Below are 24,192 nucleotides of genomic sequence, written 5' to 3'. Positions count from 1 at the left end.
TCAGTTCCCCCCGAGGTGCTGGTTGATGATGCGGGCGATCTCGGCCGCGGGCCGGGCCTTCGGCATGCCCATGTGCGTGGCGTCGATGTCGTACTCGTGGACCGTGCCGCCGATGTGCGGGGCCCAGATGGCGGCGTAGGACTCGTCCGGGTTCTGGGTGGCGTTGAAGAAGACCGCGTCGCCGTCGTAGACGGGCGAGTCCCATTCCAGGAGCATCTCGGCGTGCGACTTGAAGAGGTGGCTGCCGTTCTCCACCAGGGCCTCGCGGTCCTCGTCCACGCCGGAGCCGATGAAGAACTCCTTGAAGAACTCGCGGACCTCCGGCATGTTCACCGGGTCCTCGATGTGCCGGAACCAGCCGCTCGGCGGGCTGTCCATGAGGGCCAGCAGCGCCACCCGGTGTCCGCGCCGCTTCAGTTCGGCGGCGAGGGCGTGGGCGTAGGTGCCGCCCGTGGAGTGCCCCACCAGGTGGTAGGGGCCCTCCGGCTGGACCTTAAGGATCTGCTCCAGGTAGTCGTCGAGCATCGCCTGCGTGGACTCGGCCCGGCCGGTGCCGTCGAAGCCGCGGCCCTGGATGCCGTACACCGGCCGGTCCCCGAGGAGCTGGGCGAGGCCCACGTAGGACCAGCACAGGCCGACACCCGGGTGGACGAACCACAGGGGCGCCCCGGACCCTTCGGTCCGCATCGGCAGGACCACCGCGAAGGGGTCCGCGAAGACGGGCGCCTGAGCCGTCTTGACCTGGGACTCCAGGTACTCGGCCAGCTTGGCCACCGTGGTGGCCCCGAACATCACGCGGATGGGGACCTTGGCCCCGAGGACCGCGCGGATCCGGCTGATGAGCTTGGTCAGGCGCAGCGAGTGGCCGCCCATGTCGAAGAAGTCGTCGTCGATGCCGACCCGCTCCAGTTCGAGCGCCTCGGCGAACAGCTTCGCCAGGGTGGTCTCCAGCGGGTTGCGGGGCGCACGGTAGTCGACTCCGCCGGTGTACTCCGGGTCCGGGAGGGCGTCCCGGTCGAGCTTGCCGTTCGGGGTGAGCGGCAGCTGCTCCAGGGTGACGAACGCGGACGGCACCATGTACTCCGGCATGCGGCTGGTGAGGTGCTTGCGCAGGTCCTCGGCCACCACGCTCTCTCCCTGGGCCGCGATGACGTAGGCGACGAGCTGCTTGTCACCGGCCAGGTTGTCGCGGGCGGTCACGACGCCGTGGTCGACCGTCGGGTGGGCCGCGAGGGCCGCCTCGATCTCGCCGAGCTCGATGCGGTAGCCGCGCACCTTGATCTGGTTGTCGGTGCGGCCGCGGAAGAGGAGCCGGCCGTCCTGGCTCCACTCGACGAGGTCGCCGGTCCGGTACATCCGCTCGCCGGGCTCCCCGAACGGGCAGGCGGTGAACCGCTGGGCGGTCAGGTCCGGCCGGCCGACGTAGCCGCGGGTCAGTCCCGCGCCGGCGATGTAGAGCTCGCCGGGCACGCCCGGCAGGACCGGTCGCAGCGCGGAGTCCAGTACGTAGACGCGGGTGTTGCGGATGGGCCGGCCGATCGAGACGACGTCGTCGGCGGTGAGCTCGCCGGCCGTCGCGCCGATGGTGGTCTCCGTCGGTCCGTAGCCGTTGAACATCCGGCGTCCGGCCGACCAGGTGGCGACCAGCTCCGGCGAGGCGGCCTCGCCGGCCACCATGAGCGCCTCGACGGTGGACAGTGATCCGGCGGGCATGGCGGCGAGCACCGTGGGCGTCAGGATCGCGTGGGTCACCCCGAACGCGTCGGCGGTCTCGGCGAGCGGGGCGCCGGGGGCGAGCCGGTCCGGGTCCGCCATGACCAGGGCTCCCCCGGCGAAGAGGGACATGCACATCTCGCCGACGGAGATGTCGAAGCTCGGCGAGGCGAACTGCAGGACCCGGCTGCGGGCGGTGATGCCCAGCAGCCCCGTCACCTCGGCGACCATGTTGGCGAAGCCGGTGTGCGTGACGGCGACGCCCTTGGGCCGGCCGGTGGAGCCCGAGGTGTAGATGACGTAGGCGGTGTTGGCCACCACCAGCGGGCCCGTCCGCTGCGCGTCGGTCAGCGGTGCGCCGTCCTGGCCCTCCAGGGCCTCGGCGAACTCCGGCTCGTCCAGGGTCAGCAGCTCCGACGGCAGGTCGGGCAGCCGGTCGGACGTCGCCCGGTCCACCAGGATCAGTCCGGTCCCGGAGTCCTCGACCATGTACGTGAGCCTGTCGGCCGGGTAGGCCGGGTCGAGCGGCAGGTACGCGCCGCCCGCCTTCATCACGGCGAGGACCGCGACCGGCCATTGCGGGGAGCGCCGCAGGGCCACGCCCACGACGGTCTCCGGTCCGACGCCGCGTTCGACGAGGGTCCGCGCGAGCCGGTTGGCGCGGGCGTCCAGTTCCCCGTAGGTCACCCTCTGGTCCTCGAAGAGGACCGCGATCTCCTCCGGTGCCTCGGCGGCCTTCCGCTCGAACAGGGCGGGCAGGGTGAGCGCCGGGTCCTGGGCGTGCGTCCGGTTGAAGTCGAGCAGGAGCCGGTCGCGTTCGGCCTCGTGCAGGACGTCCAGCGCGCCCACCGGGATCTCCGGGTCGGCGATGAGCTGCCGCAGGATGTGCAGCACCCGCTCGGCGATCCGTTCCACCGTCGAGGCGCTGATGGCCTGCCGCTGGTACTGCAGGATCATGCGCAGGTACGGCTCGGCGTCGGCGGCGAGGCCCACGAGGTAGGCGGCGCCGGCGGAGGGCCGGATCCCGGTGAAGGAGACGCCCGCCGCGGTGTTGGCCGCGCCCAGTGCCTCCTTGTCGACCGGGAAGGACTGGAAGAGGACGATGGTGTTGAAGAGTTCCTTCAGGCCGGCCTCCCGCTGTATGCGGTGCAGCCCGAAGTGGTGGTGGTCCAGCAGCGCCGTCTGGCGTTCCTGGAGGTTCCGCAGCACCTGGGCGAGCGTGTCGCTCGGCGCGTACTCGGCGCGGATGGGCAGGGAGTTGACGAACAGGCCCACCATCTGGTCGACGCCGGGCACCTCCGCCGGGCGGCCGGAGACGGTCGTGCCGAAGATGACGTCCCGCTTGCCGGTGAGCTGTCCGAGCATCAGCGCCCAGACGCCCTGGACCAGCGTGCCCATGGACACGCCCAGTTCGGCGGCGCGCTTCTTCAGGGCGCGGGCCTCGTCCAGCGGCAGCGGGACGTCGACCTGGCCGACGCGGGCGTCGTCGCCGCCGTCCGCGGGGGTCTCGGAGGCGAGCAGGGTGGGCTCGCCGACGCCTTCCATCTCCTTGGCCCAGGCCGCCGCGGCGGCCTTGTCGTCCCGCCGGGACAGCCAGCGCAGGAACTCCCGGTACTCGGGCACGCGCGGCTGCCCGGAGGCGTCGCCCCCGGAGGCGTACAGGTACGCGAGGTCCCGTACGAGCAGGGGGAAGGACCAGCCGTCGAAGAGGGCGTGGTGCACGGTCAGCACCAGCTCGGAGGTCTCCTCGGCGAGCCGGACCAGAGAGGCCCGCAGCATCGGCGGCTTCGCCGGGTCGAACTGCGCGTAGTGGTCCTCGGCGAGGATCCGCTCCAGCGCCTCCTCGCGGCCGGTCTCGTCGAGAGCGCGCAGATCGGCGACCCGCCAGGGCAGTTCGACCCGGTCGAGGACCAGCTGGGTGAGGTCGCCGCCGGCGTCCGTGACGAACGCGGTGCGCAGGTTGGCGTACCGGTCCAGGAGCGCCTGCGCCGCCACGCGCATCCGGGCCGGGTCGACGACGCCCTGGACGTGGAAGGCCACCTGCACGATGTGCGGGTCGAAGGCGTCCTCCTCCAGGCGCATGGTCTCGAAGAGCAGACCGAACTGGAGCGGGGTCAGCGGCCAGACGTCGGCCAGGCCCGGGTACTGCTCCTCCCAGCCCTCGATCTCGCTCTGGGTGAGCCGGACGAGGGGGACGTCGGAGGGGGTCAGGCCGCCGGCGCCGGGGGTGGTGACGTGGTGGGCGAAGCCCTCCAGCGCGCGCACCCACAGGTCGGCGAGTTCCCGGACCTCGGCCCGGTCGAGGACGCCCGCCGGGTAGGAGACGCGGGCGTTGAACCGGGGGCCGTCGGCGGTGTCGGTGACGTAGGCGTTGATCTCGACGGTGGACAGTGCGGGCATGTCGGCGTCGAGGTCGGCGGCCAGGCCGAGCGCGTCGGCGGCCAGGTTCCAGCCGGTGCCCTGCTGCCCGTCGGCGGGGGTACCGGCGGCGACCCGTCCCAGGTAGTTGAAGGAGATCTGGGGGGTGGCGCGCCAGTCGAGCTCGGCCGCGGTGGACGGGTTCAGGTAGCGCAGGAGACCGAAGCCGACGCCCTTGTCGGGGACGGCGAGGAGCTGTTCCTTGACGGCCTTGAGGACGCCGCCGGCGGCGGCGCCGCCGGAGATCGCCTCCTGCACGTCGTGCCCGGCGAGGTCGAGGCGTACGGGGAACATGCTGGTGAACCAGCCGACCGTACGGGACAGGTCGGCGCCGGGCACGACCTGCTCCTCGCGGCCGTGGCCCTCCAGCCGGATCAGGGTCGAGGACTCCTCGACGCCCCGGTCGGCGCGCCACTGCGTCACCGCGAGGGCGAGCGCGGCCAGCAGGCCGTCGTTGACGCCGCCGTGGAAGGCGGTGGGCAGGGTCGTCAGCAGGGCCTCGGTGACCTGCTCCGGGAGTTCCAGGGAGAGCGCCTCCACGGTGGACATGACGTCCACCGCCGGGTCCAGCGGCCGTGCGCCGAGGACCGGGTCGGCGCAGTCGAGCAGTTCGGACCACTGGGCGAGTTCGGCGATGCGGTCCGGGTCGGACGCCTCGTCGAGCAGCGCGTGCGCCCAGCGGCGGGCGGAGGTGCCGACCGCGGGCAGGGCGGGGGCGGAGCCGGCCTCGATCTGCTCCCAGGCGGTGGCGAGGTCGGGCAGCAGGATGCGCCAGGACACTCCGTCGACGACGAGGTGGTGCAGGACCAGCAGCAGCCGGCCCGCGCCCTGCTCCGGGGCGAACCACACGAACTGCGCCATGGTGCCGGCGGCCGGGTCCAGCCGGCCGGTCGCGGCGTCCAGTTCGGCCCTGGCCGTCTCCAGCCACGCTTCGTCCCAGGTGCCCGTGCAGGCGACCCGCCGCACCAGCGCGGCCGCGTCGACCGTGCCGGGGGCGGTGACCTCCAGGCTGCCGCCCGCGTCGAGGACGAGGCGGGAGCGCAGGACGTCGTGGTGGTCGAGGACCGCGTTCAGCACGGCGGTCAGAGCGTCCCCGTCGATGCCCTCGGGCAGTTCCAGCGCCGCGGACATCGAGAACCGGTCGAAGCTTCCGCCGAGTTCGAGCATGTACTTCGCGATGGGCGCCAGCGGCATGGAGCCGGTACCGCCGCCCTCCAGTTCCGCGAGGGCCGGGCCGAGGTCCTGGGCGCCCGCGGCGGCGGCCAGCTCGGCGACCGTCCGCAGCTCGAAGATCTGCCGCGGGTTGACCACGACGCCCTGGGCCTTCGCCCGGGAGACGATCTGGATGGAGCGGATGCTGTCGCCGCCGATGGCGAAGAAGTCGTCGTCGATGCCGACCCGCTCCAGGCCGAGGACCTCGGAGTAGACCGCGGCGAGGACCTCCTCGGTCCGGCTGCGCGGGGCGCGGTAGCTCTCACCGGTGAAGTCCGGCTCGGGCAGCGCCGCGCGGTCCAGCTTGCCGTTGGGGGCCAGCGGCAGCCGGTCCAGGGGTACGAGGACCGCCGGGACCATGAACTCGGGCAGCCGGCCGGTGATGAAGCGGCGCAGTTCGCGCATGGTGAGGCCGGAGGTCATGTCGGCCTCGAAGCGGCCCTGTGCGTCGACCTGGCCTCCGGAGTCCGGTGCGCCGACCACGTAGCCGACGAGGCGCTTGGACCCGTCGGGGGCGCTCTGCGCGCTCACCACGGCGTGTTCGACGCCGGGGTGGGCGGTCAGGGCCGCCTCGATCTCGCCGGGCTCGATGCGGAACCCGCGGATCTTGAGCTGGGCGTCGCCGCGGCCGACGTACTCCAGCTGCCCGTCGGCCCGCCTGCGGGCCAGGTCGCCGGTGCGGTACATCCGCGCTCCGGGTTCACCGTACGGGTCGGCGGTGAAGCGCTCGGCGGTCAGTGCGGCCCGGCCGTGGTAGCCGCGGGCGATGGCGCCGGCGACGTAGAGCTCGCCGACGGCGCCCACGGGCACCGGCGCCAGGCCGGCTCCCAGGACGTACGCGCGCATGTTGCCCAGGGGCGCGCCGATCGGGGCGGTGTGCCCGGCTTCCCACTCGCCGTCGGCCGGGAGCACGAAGGTGCTCGCGTAGAAGCTCTCGGTCTGTCCGTAGGCGTTGACCACCCGGACGCCCGGGACGGCTTCGCGGACCCGGGCGGCCAGCGACGCGGGCAGTGCCTCGCCGGCGAACACCACGGCGTCCGCGGTGATCTTCCCGTCGACCTGGTCGAGGAGCTCGGCGAAGACGGACGGGACGGTGCTGATGACGCCGCCGGTCCAGCCGCCGCGCTCGCCGATGACGAGGACGTCGCGGGCCAGTTCGACCGTGCCGCCCGCCGTCAGCGTGGTGAAGACCTCGAAGACGGAGACGTCGAAGTTGACGGAGGCGGCGGCGAGGGTGCGGGTGCCGGAGTCCACGCCGATGGCGGCGGCGAGCCGCAGCACGCCGTTGACGACGCCTGCGTGGGTGACGGTCACGCCCTTCGGGACGCCCGTCGAGCCGGACGTGTACATCACGTAGGCGGCGTTGCCGGGCAGCGCGGCCGTGGGGGCGGGGGCGCGGGTGTCGGCGGGGGCGCCGAGGGCCAGGTCGCCGAGGTACAGGCGGGGGGTCCCGGACTCGGGCAGGATCCCGGCGGTGGCCGCGTCCGTCAGCACCAGCGTCGGCCCGGCGTCGGCCAGGATGTGCTCCAGGCGGCGGCTCGGGTACTTCGGGTCGATCGGCAGGTAGGCGCCGCCGGCCTTCAGGACGCCCAGCAGGGCCGCGACGAGGTCCGCCGTGCGCGGCAGGGCGACGCCCACCACGCTCTCGGGGCCGACACCGTGCCGGCCGAGCTCACGGGCCAGCCGGTTCGCCCGCTCGTCCAGCTCGCGGTAGGTCAGCGACTCCTCGCCGCAGACCAGCGCGACCGCGTCGGGCCGCCGCGCGGCCTGCAGCTCGAACAGTGCGGGCACGGTGACCTCGGGGGTCGGCTCCTGCGTGGCGTTGAAGCCGTGCAGCACCAGCTCGCGTTCGGCTGCGTCGACCAGCTCGACGGAGGCCACCCGCTGCTCGGGAGCGGCGGCGAGCAGCCCCACGACCCGTACGAAGCGGTCGGCGACGGCCTGGGCCGTCTCCCGGTCGAACAGGTCGGTGGCGTACTCCAGGAGACCCACCACGCCCATGCCCGGCAGATCTGCCATGTTGAAGAACAGGTCGAACTTGGCGGTCTCGGTGCGGACCCGCTCGAACTCCACCTGGAGCCCGGGCAGGGCGAAGTCCTTCCGGGCGAAGTTCTGCCAGGCGAACATCACCTGGAAGAGCGGCGAGTAGGCCGTGGACCGCTCCGGGTTGAGGACCTCCACCAGCCGTTCGAAGGGGACGTCCTGGTTGTCGTACGCGGCCAGGGACTTGCCCCGGACCCGCTCCAGCAGCTCCGTGAACGCGGGGTTGCCCGACAGGTCGACGCGCAGCACCCAGGTGTTGACGAAGAAGCCCACGAGTTCCGCGAGGGCCTCGTCGGTGCGGTTGGCGATGGGCGAGCCGATGGTGAGGTCGTCGCCGCCGCCGAGTCCGTGCAGCAGGACCGCCAGGGCAGCCTGGAGCACCATCGAGGAGGTCGCGCCGCTGCGGCGCGCCAGGTCCTCGACCGCGGCCGCCACCTCGGGGGTCAGGGCGAACTCCACGGCGTCGCCGCGGTGGGAGGCCTTGGCCGGGCGCGGGCGGTCGGAGGCGAGCTGGAGCGGCTGCGGCACGCCGGCCAGCTCCTGGCGCCAGTAGCCGACCTGAGCGGCGAGCGCGCTGGCCGGGTCCTCCTCGTCGCCGAGGACGTCGCGCTGCCACAGCGTGTAGTCGACGTACTGGACGGGGAGCTCCGCCCACTGCGGGGCGTCGCCGTCCTTGCGGGCCGCGTAGGCGGTGGCGAGGTCGCGGGCCAGCGGGGCCATGGAGGAGCCGTCGCTGGCGATGTGGTGGATGAGCAGGACCAGGACGTGCTCCCGCTCTCCGAGCCGGAGCACGGGGGCGCGTACCGGGATCTCCGTGGCCAGGTCGAAGAGGTACGCCGAGGCCTCGGCCATGGCGTCGGCCAGCCCGCCGGGGGCCACCTCCACGAGCGGGACCTGCAGCCGCGCCTCGTCGGCCGGCAGCACGTGCTGGGCCGGGACTCCGTCGGCGTCCTCGACGATCAGCGTGCGCAGGCTCTCGTGGCGGGCCACGACGTCGCGCAGCGCCGCCCGAAGGGCCGGCAGGTCCAGCTCGCCGGTGAGGCGGAGCGGGAAGGGGGCGTTGTAGGTCGCCGAGGGGCCCTCGAACCGGTCGATGAACCACAGCCGGCGCTGGGCGAACGACAGCGGTACGCAGTCCGGGCGCTCGGCGGTGCGCCGCAGCGGGGCCCGGACGGGCGCGCCGGCCGCGAGGTGCTCCACCAGCTCGACGACGGTCGGGGCCTCGAAGACGACCCTGATGGGCAGTTCGACGTCGAGGACCTGCCGGATCCGGCTGACGAGGCGGGTGGCGAGCAGGGAGTGGCCGCCCAGGGCGAAGAAGTCGTCGTCGATGCCGACCCGGTCCAGGCCGAGCACCGCGGCGAACAGGCCGCACAGGACCTCTTCCTGCGGGGTGCGCGGGGCCCGGCCGGTGGCGGCCGCCGCGAAGTCCGGGGCGGGCAGGGCCCGCTGGTCCAGCTTCCCGTTGGGCGTCAGCGGCACCTCGGCGATGGCGACGACGGAGGACGGCACCAGGTGGTCGGGCAGCCGTTCCTGGAGGTAGCCGCGCAGGGCGCCGACGAGCGTGCCGATCCGGCCGGCGGCGGCGGGCTCGTTGGCCAGGACCCGGTCGGCGCGGCCCGAGGGCGCGAAGCCGCCGGTGAAGACCTGGTCGGTGACGGGACCGGTGGGGACGATCACCGCGTCGAAGCACTCGGCCGCGGCGGCCGACCATGTGAGCAGTACGCCCCAGCCGCGCCCGGCGGCCCATGCGCGCAGGTCGTGCGGGTCGAGGACGGGGCCGGCGGTGGCGGGTGCCTCGATCACACCGACCGCGGCGGCGGACTCGACCTCGTCGGCGAGCCGCGCGTTGGGGATGCGGGTGACGCGTACGGGCTGCTCGCCGTGGCCGCGGACGAACTCCTCCAGGCCGAAGAAGTCCTCGACCTGGCGGCCCCAGCGCAGTGCCGGGACGTCGTGCAGGTCGGTCGCGGCGACGGGCGCCTTGTGCAGCAGGACCTCGTAACGGTGGCGGGTCAGCTCGTTGTGGGGGCGTCCGGCCTTGAGCCGGATGTCCACGCCGCCCGCTCCGTGCCGCTCGGCCCAGCGGGTGAACCACTCGGGGTCGAGGACGAGTTCCTTCTCCATGAGGATCGCGCGGGCGACGGCGGCGCGGCCGACCGGGGCGGACGCCTCGGGGTGCAGTGCGCGCTGCACACCGCTGCGGAAGAGCCGCAGCGTGGCGGCGTTGCGGACGTCACCGACGAGGATCCGCCCGCCGGGGGCCAGCAGGTCCATCGCGCCGGTCAGGACCCGGTCCATGTACTCGGCGTCGGGGAAGTACTGCACGACCGAGTTGATGACGACGAGGTCGAAGTGCTCGCGCGGCAGCCCGGAGACGTCGTCACCGTTCTGGTGGCGCAGGTGCACGCGGTCACCGAAGCCGGCCTGTTCGACCTGCACGAGCAGCCGGTCGACGACGGCGGCCGACATGTCGGTCCCCCAGTACTCCTCCACCTGCCCGAGGGTCTGGGACATCAGCAGGCCGGTGCCGACGCCGATCTCCATCACGCGGCGCGGCGACCAGTTGGTGATCTGCTCCACCGCGGCGTCGCGCCACACGGCCATCTCGTCCAGGGCGATGGGCGTGCCGCCGGTGTAGCTGGAGTTCCAGCCGGTGAAGTCCTCGCCCCAGGCGGCGTCGGAGACGGCGTACAGGTCGTCGTAGATCTCCTCCCACTCCTCGACCTGCTCCTGCGCACCGGAGGTGTCGGCGCCGTCGACGCGCGGGACCACGTAACCGACCAGCCGGCGTTCGCCGGCCCGGTCCTCGTTCCAGGTGACGACGGCCTGGGCGACACCGGGGTGGGTGGCCAGGGCGGCCTCCACCTCGGCGGGCTCGATGCGGAAGCCGCGGATCTTGACCTGGGTGTCGGCGCGTCCCCGGAAGACGAGTTCGCCGTCCGCCGTCCAGGCCACGACGTCACCGGTGCGGTACATGCGCTCGCCGGGGACGCCGAAGGGGGAGGCCACGAAGCGTTCGGAGGTCAGGGCGGGACGGCGGGCGTAGCCGCGGGCCAGGCCCGCGCCGGCGATGTACAGCTCGCCGGGGACGCCGGGGAGGGTGGGGCGCAGGCCCGCGTCGAGGACGTAGACCCGCATGTTGTCCATGGGGCGGCCGATCGGGACCGGCTCGCCGACCGTCTCCGGGTCGGGCATGGGGTGGGTGGTGGCGAAGGTGGTGGTCTCGGTCGGGCCGTAGCCGTCGACGACCTTCAGGCCGGGGCAGGCCCGCAGGGCGCGGGTCACCGAGGCCGGGGAGACGACGTCGCCGCCGGTCCACACCTCGGCCACGCCGGCGAAGCACTCCGGGTTCTCGTCGGCGATGACCTTGAACAGGCCGGCGGTCAGCCACAGGGCGGTGATCCGCTGCTCGGTGATGACGGCGGCCAGGGCTCCGGCGTCGAGCTTGCCGACGGGGGCCACCACGGCGGTGCCGCCGCCGAGCAGCGGGACCCACAGCTCGTAGGTGGAGGCGTCGAAGGACTGCGCGGAGTGGAGGAGGACCCGCCGGTGGGCGCCGCCGCGGTAGCGGCGGTCCAGCGCGAGGCCGGCGACGGCCCGGTGGGTGACGCCGACGCCCTTGGGCAGACCCGTCGAGCCGGAGGTGTACATCACGTACGCGAGCTGGTCGACGCGTTCGTGGGCGGCGGCGGCCGGCGCGTCGGCGGGGGCCGCGTCGACGGCGGCGGCGGTGTCGGCGTCGTCGAGGACGAGGTACGGGCAGCCTCCGCCGGGCAGGCCCGCGACGATCTCGGAGTCCGTCAGGAGCAGCGCCGGAGCGGCGTCGGCCAGCATGAAGCCGATGCGCTCGGCCGGGTACTCGGGGTCCACCGGCAGGTAGGCGCCGCCGGCCTTGAGGACGGCCAGCAGGGCGACGACCAGCTCGGGCGAGCGCGGCAGGGCCACGCCCACGACGGACTCCTGGCCGACGCCGCGGGCGGCCAGGACGTGGGCCAGGCGGTTGGCGCGGGTGTCCAGCTCGCGGTAGGTCAGGGTGCGGCTGCCGGAGGCGACGGCGATGTCGTCCGGGGCCGCGGCGGCCCGCTCCTCGAACAGGGCGGGGACGGCCTTGCCGGGGACGGTGACGGCGGTGTCGTTGAACTCGTCCAGGACGGTGGCGCGCTCGGCGGACTCCAGGACGTGCACCGAGCCGACGCGGGCGTCCGGGTCCGCCACGAGCTCCTGGAGGATCCGCGCGAAGCGGGCGGCGATGCCCTCGACGGTCTCCGGGTCGAAGAGGTGGTGCTGGTACTGGAGGGCGACGCGCAGGTGCGGGTCGGCGAAGGCCATCACGACCAGCGGGTAGTGGGCGCCGCTGAGCGGGCTGATGCCGGTGACCGAGATGCCGGCGGCGGAGTTGGCCTCCTTGATGGCGACGCCGTCGATCGGGTACGACTCGAAGCCGACGAGGGTGTCGAAGAGGACGTTCAGCCCGACCGAGCGGTGGATGTCCAGCAGCCCGTGGTGGTGGTGGTCGAGCAGGGCGCTCTGCCGGTTCTGCAGGTCGCGCAGCAGGCCGCCGAGGGTGGCGCCGGGGGCGCACTCCACCCGGACGGGCAGGGTGTTGATGAACAGGCCGACCATCGCGTCGACACCGGGGACGACGGGCGGACGGCCGGAGACGGTGGCGCCGAAGACGACGTCCTGGCGGCCGGTCAGTCCGGCGAGGACGAGTGCCCAGGTGCCCTGGACGAGGGTGTTGAGGGTGAGGCCCAGTTCGGCGGCGCGCCGGCCGAGGTCGCGTGCGGCGTCCGCGGACAGCGGGATGTCGATCTGGCCGATGCCGGCCGGGTCGGCCGCGGCGCCCGCGTCCGGGGCGATCAGCGTCGGCGATTCGACTCCGGCGAGCTCTGCGGTCCAGGCGCGGGCGGACGCCTCGCGGTCCTGGCCGGCCTGCCACACCAGGAAGTCGCGGTAGCCGGGCACCCGCGGCAGCGCGGAGGCGTCGCCCTCGGAGCCGTACAGCCGCAGCAGGTCCTGCATGAGGACCGGGATGGACCACCCGTCGAAGAGGACGTGGTGGGCGGTGAAGACGAGCTCCCAGCGGTCGGGGGCCATCATGACGAGGGACATCCGCACGAGCGGGGCCCGGGCCAGGTCGAAGTGCGAGGCGTGGTCCTCCGCGAGGAAGCGCTTCAGCGCCTCCTCGCGGCCCTCCTCGCCGAACCCGCTGAGGTCCAGGTACTGCCAGGGCAGCTCCACGCGGTCGCGTACGACCTGCACCCGGTCCCCCGCCGCGTCGAACACGAACGCGGCGCGGAGGTTGGCGTAGCGGTCGAGGAGCGCCTGGCCGGCGGCCCGCATGCGGGCCGGCTCGACCTCGCCGGCGAGGTGGAAGACGAGCTGCATCTGGTAGGCGTCGAAGGTGGAGCCGGCGAGCTGGGCGTGGAAGAGCAGACCGGACTGCATGGTGGTCAGCGGCCAGACGTCCTGCAGGCCGGGGTGGCGCTCCTCCCAGGCCTCGATCTCGTCCTGGCCCACCCGGACCAGCGGTACGTCGGAGGGGGTCAGGCCGCCCGCGCCGGGCGCGGCGGCGTGCCGGGCCAGGGCCTGCAGGGCGGTGCTCCACAGCTCGGCCAGCTCCTCGACGTCCTCCTTCGCGAGCAGGCCCGCGGGGAAGGCGAGGCGGGCGCGGAGCTGCGGCCCCTGCTCGGTGTCGGTGACGAGCGCGCCGATGTCCAGGGTGGACAGGGCCGGCATCCGGCCGCCCGGCCGGGCGATCAGTTCGGTGGTGCCCTCGGCGAGGGTCCAGCCCAGGCCGCGCAGGTGCTCGGGCACGTCCGAGGAGGAGAAGCGGCCGAGGTAGTTGAAGCCGATCTGGCCGGTGGGGTACCGGCGCAGCACCTCGGCGGTCTGCGGGTTCAGGTACCGCAGCAGGCCGTAGCCGACGCCCTTGTCCGGGAGCGACAGCAGCTGCTCCTTGACGGCCTTGACCGCGGCGCCGGCGGCGGCGCCGCCCGCGAACGCGTCGTCGAGGTCGATCCCGGCGAGGTCGAGGCGGACGGGGAACATGGTGGTGAACCAGCCCACGGTGCGCGACAGGTCGGCGCCGGGGACGACGTCCTCCTCACGGCCGTGTCCCTCGACCCGGATCAGGGCGGAGGACTCGTCGATGCCGCGGGCCGCGCGCCAGCGGGCGACGGCCAGGGTCAGCGCGGCGAGCAGCCCGTCGTTGACACCGCCGTGGAAGGCGGCCGGGAGGGTGGTCAGCAGGGTCTCGGTGACCGCGGCGGGGAGCGTGAGCCAGGTGTGGTCGACCGTGGCCATGACGTCGACGGCGGGGTCCGGGGCGCGCGATCCCAGGAGGGGGTCGGGGCCCGCGACGACCGAGCGCCACAGGGCGAGTTCGGCGACGCGTTCGGGGGTGCGCGCCTCGTCGGCGAGGGCGTGCGCCCAGCGGCGGGCCGAGGTGCCCGTGCCGGGCAGCTCGGGGGTGCGGCCCTCGCGGACCTGCTCCCAGGCGGCGGCGAGGTCCGGCAGCAGGATGCGCCAGGACACGCCGTCGACGACGAAGTGGTGCAGGACCAGCAGCAGCCGGCCGGCGCCCTCCCGCGGGGCGAACCAGACGAACTGCGCCATGGTGCCGGCCGCGGCGTCCAGCCGTCCCGTGGCGGCGTCCAGCTCGGCGGAGGCCCGCTCGAACCACTGCTCGTCCCAGCGGCCGTCGCAGTCGACGCGGTGGATCAGCGCGTCGGCGTCGACCGTGCCGGGCGCGGCGGCCTCCAGGGCGGCACCGTCCTCGCCGGTGACCAGCCGGGAGCGCAGGACGTCGTGGCGGTCCAGGACCGCGCCGAGGGTGGCGGCGAGTGCCGCCCGGTCGATGCCCTCGGGCAGCTCGACGGCGGTGGACATGGCGAACCGGTCGGTGTCCTGGCCCAGTTCGAGCAGGTACGCGCCGATCGGCAGCAGCGGCATCCGGCCGGTGCCGCCGCCGTCGAGCTCCGCGAGCTGCGGCCCGTGGCCCGCTTCGGCTCCGAGGGTGGCGACCGCGGCCAGCTCGGCGACCGTGCGGTGGTCGAAGATCTGGCGCGGGCTGACCTCCACGCCGGCGGCGCGAGCGCGGGAGACGACCTGGATGGAGCGGATGCTGTCGCCGCCGACGGCGAAGAAGTCGTCGTCGATGCCGACCCGGTCCAGGCCGAGGACCTCGGCGTAGACGGCGGCGAGGACCTCCTCGGCGGCGTCGCGCGGAGCGCGGTACTCGCCGCCGCTGAAGTCCGGCTCGGGCAGTGCCGCCAGGTCGAGCTTGCCGTTGGCGGTCAGCGGCAGCCGGCCGACCATGACGAAGACGGAGGGCACCATGAACTCGGGGAGCCGGCCCGCGGCGAAGCGCCGCAGCTCGCGCACCGACACGTTGGTGGTGAGGTCGACGTCGAGGTCGCCGAGGCTGGCGACGGTGCCGAAGCCTCCCTGGTCGGCGTCGAGCGGGACGACGTGGCAGACGAGCTGCTTGCTGCCGCGGCCCTCGCGGATGGTGACCACGGCCTGCGCGACGCCCGGGTGGGCGGTCAGGACGGCCTCGATCTCGCCGGGCTCGATGCGGAAGCCGCGGACCTTCATCTGGGCGTCGTCGCGGCCCGCGTACTCCAGCTGCCCGGCGGTGTTCCAGCGCGCCAGGTCGCCGGTGCGGTACATGCGCGATCCGGGCGCGCCGTAGGGGTCGGCGACGAAACGGTCGGCGGTCAGGGCGGCGCGGCCGAAGTAGCCGCGGCCGATCTCGCCGGCGACGTACAGCTCGCCGACCACACCGGCCGGGACGGGCCGCAGGCCGGGGCCGAGGACGTAGGTGCGGACGTTGCCGAGCGGGGAGCCGATGGGGGCGCTGCCCGCGCCGTCCCACTCCTCGTCGGCGGGCAGGGCGAAGGTGGTGGCGTAGAACGACTCGCTCTGGCCGTAGGCGTTGACCACGCGGACGCCGGGGATCGCCTCCCGGACGCGCCGCACGAGGGAGGTGGGCAGCGCCTCACCGGCGAAGACCACGGTGTCGACGCGGATGCCGTCGCCGCCCACCTGGCCGAGGAGTTCCGCGAAGACGGACGGGACGGTGCTGATCACGCCGCCGCTCCAGCCGCCGCGCTCGCCGATCACCAGTGCGTCACGCACCAGTTCGACGGTGCCGCCGGAGCAGAGGGTCGCGAAGATCTCGAAGACGGACACGTCGAAGTTGACCGAGGTGCCGGCCAGTACGCGCGTCCCGGCACCGACGCCGATGGCCGAGGCCAGTCCGAGGACGTCGTTGACCACGTTGGCGTGGGTGATCGCGACGCCCTTGGGGGTACCGGTGGAGCCGGAGGTGTAGATGACGTAGGCGGTCTGGCCCGGCCGGGCACCGGCGACGGCCGACGCGTCCTGCGCGTCGTGCGGGCCGCCGGAGCCGATGTCGCCGGCGAACAGCCGCGGGATCTCCGTCTGCGGCAGTACGCCCACCGTCTCCGCGTCGGTCAGGATCAGCGCGGGCGCGGCGTCCTGGAGGATGAAGTCGAGGCGGCGGCTGGGGTATCTGGGGTCGATCGGCAGGTAGGCCCCGCCGGCCTTGAGCACGCCCAGCAGGCCCGCCACCAGGTCCGCGGTGCGCGGCAGGGCGACGCCCACGAGGGTCTCGGCGCCGATGCCGCGCGCGGCGAGCTCGCGCGCGATCCGGGTGGCCCGCGCGTCGAGTTCGCGGTAGGTGAGGGTCTGCTCCCCCGCCTCCAGTGCGACCGCGTCGGGGGTGGCGGCGGCCTGCCGCTCGAAGAGCTCGCCGACCGTGACCCGGGGCAGGTCGACGGCGGTGTCGTTGAACTCGCCGACCACGGTGTCCAGTTCGTCCTGGTCCAGTACGGGGGCCAGGGCGACCGGGCGGTCCGGACGGGCGACGACCTCACGGATCACCCGCAGGTAGCGGTCCACGACGGACTGCGCCGTCGAGCGGTCGAACAGGTCGGTGGCGTACTCCAGGTAGCAGAGCATGCCCGGGCCCTCGGGGTCCGAGAAGTAGTTGAACTCCAGGTCGAACTTGGCGGTCGGGGTGGCGAGCACCTCGAAGCGCGCCTGCTCCAGACCCGGCAGCTCCAGGTCGATCCAGGCGTCGTTCTCCCAGGTGAACATGACCTGGAACAGCGGGTGGTAGGCGGTGGAGCGCTCCGGGTTGAGGACCTCCACGAGGTGCTCGAAGGGCGCGTCCTGGTTGTCGTAGGCCGTCAGCGCCTTCTGGCGCACCTGCTCCAGCACCCGGTCGAAGCTGGGCGCCCCGGAGAGGTCCGTACGCAGCACCCAGGTGTTGACGAAGAAGCCGACGAGGTCGGCGAGTTCGTCGTCGGTGCGGCCGGCGACGGTGGAGCCGATGGCGATGTCGTGGCCGGCGCCCAGGTGCTGGAGCACCACGGCGAGGGCGGCCTGGAGGACCATCGGGACGGTCATGTCCCGCTCGCGGGCCAGGGTCTCGACGGCGGCGAGCAGCTCGGCGTCGATCGGGAAGCCGACCGTGTCCCCGCGGTGGCTGGCCACCGGCGGGCGCGGGCGGTCCGTGGACAGGCGCAGCGGTGTCGGCACGCCCTGGAGTTCGCCCTGCCAGTAGGCGACCTGGGTGGAGACGACGCTGCCGGGGTCGTTCTCGTCGCCGAGCAGTTCGCGCTGCCACAGCGTGTAGTCGACGTACTGCACCGGCAGGTCGGCCCACTGCGGGGCCTCGCCGCGCAGCCGGGCGGTGTACGCGGCGGCCAGGTCGCGCGCGAGCGGCTCCATCGACTCGCCGTCGCTGGCGATGTGGTGGACCAGCAGGAGCAGGACGTGCTCGCGCTCGCCGGAGCGCAGCAGGGTGGCGCGGACGGGTATCTCCGCCGACAGGTCGAAGGTGTACCGGGCCGCCTGGCGGACGGCCTCGTCGACCGCGTCGGGGGCGACCTCGTGGAACGGTACGGCGAGCAGCGCACCGTCCACCGGCAGCACCTGCTGCGAGGGCACGCCCTGCTCGTCGACCACGATGAGCGTACGGAGGCTCTCGTGCCGGGCCACGACATCGCGCACCGCCGACCGCAGGGCGGTCCGGTCGAGCTCGCCCGTCAACCGCACGAGGAAGGGGACGTTGTACGTGGCCGACGGCCCCTCGAACCGGTCGATGAACCACAACCGACGCTGTGCGAACGACAACGGGATCATTTTACTGTCCACTCCTGTCCATCTTGCGCAGTCGAGGCCGGCTCGACGTGCCTGCGTTCTTGACCGTGCGCGAAAGTTCTGAAATTGCGTGGGACTCGAAGATCGACCGCAGGGGCACGCTCACCCCGAGCACCTTCCGGATACGGCTGGTGAGCCGCGTTGCCAGCAGGGAGTTGCCTCCCAGTTCGAAGAAGTCGTCGTTCATGCCGACCCGTTCGACGCCGAGCACCTCCGCCAGCAGCTCGCAGAGGGCCGCCTCCTGCGGGGTGCGCGGCGCCCGGTAGGGGCGGGCGGGCGGTTCCGGCTCGGGCAGTGCCGCCCGGTCCGTCCCGCCGTCGGGTGTCAGCGGCAGCCGGTCCAGCGTCACGACGACCGCCGGGACCAGTGCCGCGGGAAGCTGCCGCGCCGCGTGGGCCCGTACCCGCTCCGCGTGGGCGGCGGGGTCGGGCACCTCGTGGCCGTCGGGGGGCACGACGTAGCCCACCGCCTGGGCGGTCCCGCCGGGGCCGTGGCCCTCGCGGACGACCACGACGGCCTGCTCCACGCCGGGGTGTCCGGTGAGGACGGTCTCGACCTCGGCCGGGGTGAGCCGGGTGCCGCGGACGGCCGCCTCGCCACCGGTGCGGCCGAGGAGTTCCAGCCGGTCGTCCGCGTTCCAGCGGACCAGGTCGCCGGTGCGGAACATCCGCGATCCGGGCGGGCCGAAGGGGTCGGCGACGAACCGGTGGGCGGTCAGAGCGCCGTGGCCCCGGTAGCCGCGGGCCGGCGCGCCGCCCGCGAGGTACAGCTCCCCGACCGCGCCGTGCGGTACGGGGGCCAGGCCGGCGCCGAGGACGTACGCGCGGACCCCGGCCAGCGGGGTCCCCGCGGGCACGGTCCCGGTCCGGTGCGGCCGCTCGCCGTCGGGGAGCGCGTACGCGGTGGCGGGGCCGGTCTCGGGATGACCGTGGACGTTGACCAGGCGGGCGCCCGGGGCCGATGCGGCCGCCCGCAGCGCCAGGGCGGCCGGGAGCGGCTCGCCCGAGAACACGAGGGTGTCCGCGGCGATGTCGTCGACCGCCTCGTCGAGCAGGTCGGCGCAGGCCGAGGGGCTCGTGGCGAGCACCCCGCCCGCGGCGGCCGCGCCGTCGTGGAGCACTTCGACGCCGCCGCCGGCGCAGAGCGCGGCGACGATCTCCGCGACGGGCAGTGCGGTGTCGGATCCGGCGCCCAGCAGCAGGCGCCGGCCGGCCGCGGCGCCGAGCCGCGCGAGCAGCCCGGGCACCCGGCCGGTGAGGTTGCCGTGGGTGGTCTCCACGCCCGTCGGCCCGCCCGAACTCCCGCAGTCGTACGAGAGGTACGCGAGCGATCCGGCCAGCGGGAGGCGGGCCGCCGGGGCCGCTCCGCCGTCTCCGGTGCCCGCCTCCTCCAGGGTGAGGACGGGGACCCCGGTGTCCGGCAGGGTGGCCGCCGTGTCCGCGTCGGTGAGCACCAGCGGCGGCCGCGCGTCGGTCAGGACCCGCGCGAGGCGCTCGCCCGGATGCCGCGGGTCGAGGGGGAGGACCGCGGCCCCGGACTTCAGTACGCCGAGCAGCGCGACGACCAGCTCCGCCGAGCGGGGCAGGGCCACGGCGACCGCGCTCTCCGGGCGGGCCCCGCGCCCGGTCAGGGCCTTCGCGAGCCGGTTCGCGCGCTCGTCCAGCTCCCGGTAGGTCAGGGAGCGCCCGCCGTCTGCCACCGCCACGGCCCCGGGGGTGGCGGCGGCGCGCCGCTCGAAGAGCGCGGGGACCGTGTCCGTACCGGCGCCGGCGGCCGTACCGTCCTCGGCCGCTGCGGTGCCGGCGAGGCCGTGCAGGAGCCGGTCGCGCTCGGCGGGCTCCAGCACCTCCACGGTGCCCACCCGGCGGGAGGTGTCCTCGGCCACCTGCCGCAGGATCGTCCCGAATCGGGCGGCGAGGGACTCGGCGGCGGCCGGGTCGAGCACGGTGTGGCGGTACTGGACCGCCAGGCGCAGCCGGTCGGGCTCGATGAAGGCGAGCACCGTCACCGGGTAGTGGCTGGCGGTGAAGGAGCGGATGCCGGTGATCGAGATCCCGGCCAGCCGGCTGGCCTCGACGATGCCGGCCCGGTCCATGGGGAAGGACTCGAAGCCGATGATCGTGTCGAAGAGGGAATCGACGCCGGCTGCCTGCTGGATCTCGCCGAGGCCGACGTGATGGTGGTCCATGAGCGCGGCCTGCCGGCCCTGGAGCGCGGTGAGCAGCTCGGCGACCGTGTCCGCGGGCGCGCACCGCACCCGTACCGGGAGGGTGTTGAGGAACATGCCGACCGTGGAGTCCACACCGGGCAGGGCGGGCGGGCGGCCCGCGACGGTGGACGCGAAGACGACGTCCCGGCGGCCGGTGAGCTGGGCCAGCAGGATGGCCCAGGCGCCCTGGACCACCGTGTTCAGGGTGACGCCCAGGTCCGCCGCGCGCCGCTGGAGGTCGCGGGACGCCTCCACCGGCAGCGGTACCTCCGCCTGCCGCATGGCGGTGTCCTCGGCCGGTTCCGCCGGGGCGTTCTCCGGGGCGGGGAGCAGCGGGGCGAGCAGCGTCGGCTCCCCCACTCCGCTGAGCTCCGCGCGCCAGACCCGTGCGGACTCCTCGCGGTCCTGGCGGGCGAGCCAGGCGAGGAAGTCCCGGTGGTTCCGGGCCGGTTCCAGCCCGGTGGCCCGGCCGTCCGATCCGTAGAAGGTGAGCAGGTCCTGCATGAGGAGGGGCACCGACCAGCCGTCGAACAGCACGTGGTGGGCGGTGAGTACGAGCTCGTGGGTCCGCGCGCCGGTCCGGACGAGGGTCATCCGCAGCATCGGCGGCGCGATCTGGTCGAAGTGCGTGGTCAGGTCCTGCGCGAGGAACCGTTCGAAGGCCTCCGTGCGCTCGGCCTCGTCCATGGCGGACAGGTCGAGTTCCTGCCAGGGCAGGGTGGCGGTGTCGAGGACGAGCTGGACGAGGTCCCCGTACGCGTCGTGCACGAAGGCGGTCCGCAGGCCGGCGTGCCGGTCGAGCAGCGACTGGCCTGCTGCGCGCAGCCGGGCAGGGTCGACCTCCCCCGACAGGTGCAGTGCGTACTGCACCTGGTAGGCGTCGAAGGTGGAGTCCTCGAACACCGAGTGGAAGAGCAGGCCCGACTGGAGGGCGGTGGTGGGCCAGACGTCCGTCAGGCCGGGGAAGCGCCGCTCCCAGCCGTCGATGTCGTGTTGGCTCGCCGTCACCAGCGGCAGGTCCGAAGGGGTCAGTCCGCCCGCGCCGGGCTCGGCCGCATGCCGGGCGAGTCCTTCCAGGGCGGCGCGCCACAGGTCGGCGATCTCCCGTACCTCGGCCGGGGAGAGCACGCCCTCGGGGGCGCTGAACACGGCGTTCAGCACGGGTCCGGCGGCCCGGTCGTCGACGGAGGCGTTGACGTCCAGTTCGGCGGCGGCCGGCATCCGGGGGTCCTGGGCGGCGTCGAGTTCGGCCAGTTCGGCGATCGCCGCCGCCTCGGGCGCCTGGGTGAAGCCCAGTCCGCGCAGCTGGGCGGGCATGTCGGCGGTGGGCGAGAAACGGCCCAGGTAGTTGAAGCCGACCTGTCCGACGGGGTGTGGTTCCAGGACGGCGGCGGTCTGCGGGTTGAGGTGGCGCAGCAGGCCGTAGCCGATGCCCTTGTCGGGGAGGGCCAGGAGCTGTTCCTTGACCTTCTTGACGGCCAGGCCGGCGGCCGGGCCGCCCGCGAAGGCCTCGTCGAGGTCCACCCCGGCGAGGTCGAGGCGTACCGGGAAGGCGGTCGTGAACCAGCCCAGGGTGCGGGCGAGGCTCGCGCCGGGCGCGGCGGCCTCCTCGCGGCCGTGTCCTTCGAGGCGGACCAGTGCGGAGGTCTCGTCGACGGACCGGGTGCGCCGCCACCGGGCGAGGGCCAGGGCCAGCGCGGCGAGCAGCCCGTCGTTGACGCCGCCGCGGAACGCCGCGGGCAGGTCGGTCAGCAGGGCCTCGGTGACGGGCACCGGGAGCTGTACTTGGGTGGTGTGCACGCGGGCCCGTACGTCGACGGCCGGGTCCAGGCGGCGGGCGCCGAGCAGCGGGTCGGGGCCTTCGACGGCCGACCGCCACAGGTCGAGCTCCGCGACCCGCCCGGGGCGCCGCGCCTCGTCGGCGAGCGCGTGCGCCCAGCGGCGCATCGAGGTGGCGACGGGCGGCAGTTCGGGGGTGCGGCCGGCGCGGACCTGCTGCCAGGCGGAGGCGAGGTCGGGCATCAGGATGCGCCAGGACACGCCGTCCACGACCAGGTGGTGCAGGGCGAGCAGCAGCCGCCCGGGGCCGCCCTCGCCGGGGGCCGGGTCGAACCAGACGAACTGGGCGACCACGCCCGCCGCCGGGTCCAGCCGGCCCGCGGCCCGGTCCAGTTCGGCGAGGAGGAGGGTGCGCCAGGACTCCTCGTCCCAGCGGCCGTCGCAGGTGACGCGGCGCAGCAGCGGGTCCACGGCCACGGAGCCGGCGGGCGCGACCAGCAGACCGTCGGTGTCGGCGCCGGAGTCGGCGTCGCCGGCGGGCACCAGGCGGCAGCGCAGCAGGTCGTGGCGGTCCAGTACGGCCGTCAGGGTGGCGGTCAGGCCGGCCGCGTCGATGTCCTCGGGCAGTTCCAGCACCATCGCCTGGAGGAACCGGTCGAAGCCGGGGCCCCAGTCGCGGATCCAGCGGGCCACGGGCAGCAGGGGCATCCAGCCCGTGCCGCCGCCGTCGAACTCCTCCAGTACCGGTCCGGTGGCGTCGCCCCGCCCGTTCGCGACGGCGATCTCGGCGAGGCGCGCGACGGTGCGGTGCTCGACGGCCTGGCGGGCGGTGACCACCAGGCCGCGGGCCCGCGCCCAGGACACGACCTGGAGCGACTGGATGCTGTCGCCGCCGAGGGTGAAGAAGTCGTCGTCGATGCCGACCTGGCCGAGGCCGAGGGCCTTCGCGTACAGCTCGGCGAGGATCTCCTCCTGCGGGGTGCGCGGGGCCCGGTAGGTGCCCGCCTTGAACTGCGGCTCGGGCAGGCGGGCCTTGTCGAGCTTGCCGTTCGGCGTCAGGGGCAGCCGGTCCAGCAGGACGAAGGCCGCGGGGACCATGTGGTCGGGCAGGTGGCGGCCGGCGTGGGCGCGCAGCTCGCCGGCGCCGAAGCCGGAGTCGAGGGCGATGCTGCCGTAGCCGCTGCCCTGCGGGCCCTCGTGGCCGGGGCGGCCGGAGGCGGCGGGTACGACGTAGGCCACCAGGCGGCGGCCGCCGGCCTGCTCGTGGGGGAGGACCGCGGCGTCGGCGACGCCGGGGTGGGCGCTGAGGACGGCCTCGATCTCCAGGGGTTCGATCCGGATGCCGCGGATCTTGACCTGGGTGTCGGCGCGGCCGTGGAAGACGAGGGTGCCTTCGGGGGTCCGTTCGACGAGGTCGCCGGTGCGGTACATCCGCGCGCCGGGTTCGCCGAAGGGGCAGGCCACGAAGCGCTGGGCGGACAGGTCGGGGCGGCCCAGGTAGCCGCGGGCCAGCGAGGCGCCCGACACGTACAGTTCGCCGGTCACCCCGGCGGTCACCGGGCGCAGCGCGTCGTCGAGGACGTGCACGCCGGTGTCGGTGATCGGGCCTCCGATGGGCGGTACGAGGCCGTCCCCGGCCAGGGGCGCGCTCATGGTGGCGCACACGGTGGTCTCGGTGGGCCCGTACGCGTTGATCATGCGGCGACCGGCCGACCAGGTGGCGACCAGCTCGGGGGTGGTGGCGTCGCCGGCGACGACCAGGGTCTCGACGCCGGCCAGTGCGCCGGCCGGGACCGCGGCGAGCACCGGCGGCGGGAGCGTCACGTGGGTCACGCCGTGCCGGGCGACGGTGGCGGCCAGCGGTTCGCCGGGGGCCAGCTCCTCCTTGCCCGCGAGCACGAAGGTGGCCCCGGAGAGCAGGCCCATGCACATCTCCCACACCGAGGCGTCGAAGCTCGGCGAGGCGAACTGGAGCACGCGGCTCGTGGGGCCCACCTTGAGCTGCTCGAAGTGCGTGACGAGCAGCGGGGCGAGGCCGTTGTGGGTGACGGCGACGCCCTTGGGCCGGCCGGTGGAGCCCGAGGTGTAGATGACGTACGCGGTCTGCGCGACGCGCTGCGGGCGGATCCGGTCGGTGTCGGTGAGCGGGCCGGCGGGCTCGCGGGAGACCGCGGTGAGGGTTTCGGCGGTGTCCAGCAGCAGCACGGGGGCCTGCAGTTCGGGCAGCTCGCCGCCGGTCGGGGTGTCCGCCAGGACCAGGCGGGCGCCGGAGTCCTGCACCATGTACCGCAGGCGCTCGGCCGGGTACGCGGCGTCCATGGGGAGGTAGGCGCCGCCCGCCTTGAGGACCGCCAGGACGGCCGTCCACAGCTGCGGGGAGCGCCGCAGGGCCACGCCCACGACCGTTTCCGGCCCGACGCCGTGTGCCACCAGGAACCGGGCCAGGCGGTTGGCCCGCGCGTCGAGTTCGCGGTAGGTCAGCGACGTCTCGCCGAAGACGAGGGCGACGGCGTCCGGTGAGGCGACGACCTGCTTCTCGAACATTTCAGGAATCGTCGCCACCGGCACCGCCGCGTCATGGAACGAGCACAAAGCGACCATCCCCCAATGGTTGGACATGA

Annotated in this window: 2 protein-coding genes; both read right to left on the bottom strand. The window is 74.2% G+C overall.

Annotated elements, in window-relative coordinates:
- Complete coding sequence (locus IG86_RS44425) at positions 1-17,556, bottom strand: non-ribosomal peptide synthetase (RefSeq protein WP_244305912.1); 17,556 nt, start codon at positions 17,554-17,556, stop codon at positions 1-3.
- Positions 17,557-17,566: 10 nt separating this feature from the next.
- Complete coding sequence (locus IG86_RS0118020) at positions 17,567-24,115, bottom strand: non-ribosomal peptide synthetase (protein WP_051785256.1); 6,549 nt, start codon at positions 24,113-24,115, stop codon at positions 17,567-17,569.
- Between the last annotated feature and the right edge of the window lie 77 nt (positions 24,116-24,192).

The organism is Streptomyces virginiae (assembly GCF_000720455.1).
GTDB classification, from domain to species: domain Bacteria; phylum Actinomycetota; class Actinomycetes; order Streptomycetales; family Streptomycetaceae; genus Streptomyces; species Streptomyces virginiae.
The sequence above is the reverse complement of the archived record's forward strand: the minus strand, read 5'-3'. Positions and strand labels throughout refer to the sequence as shown.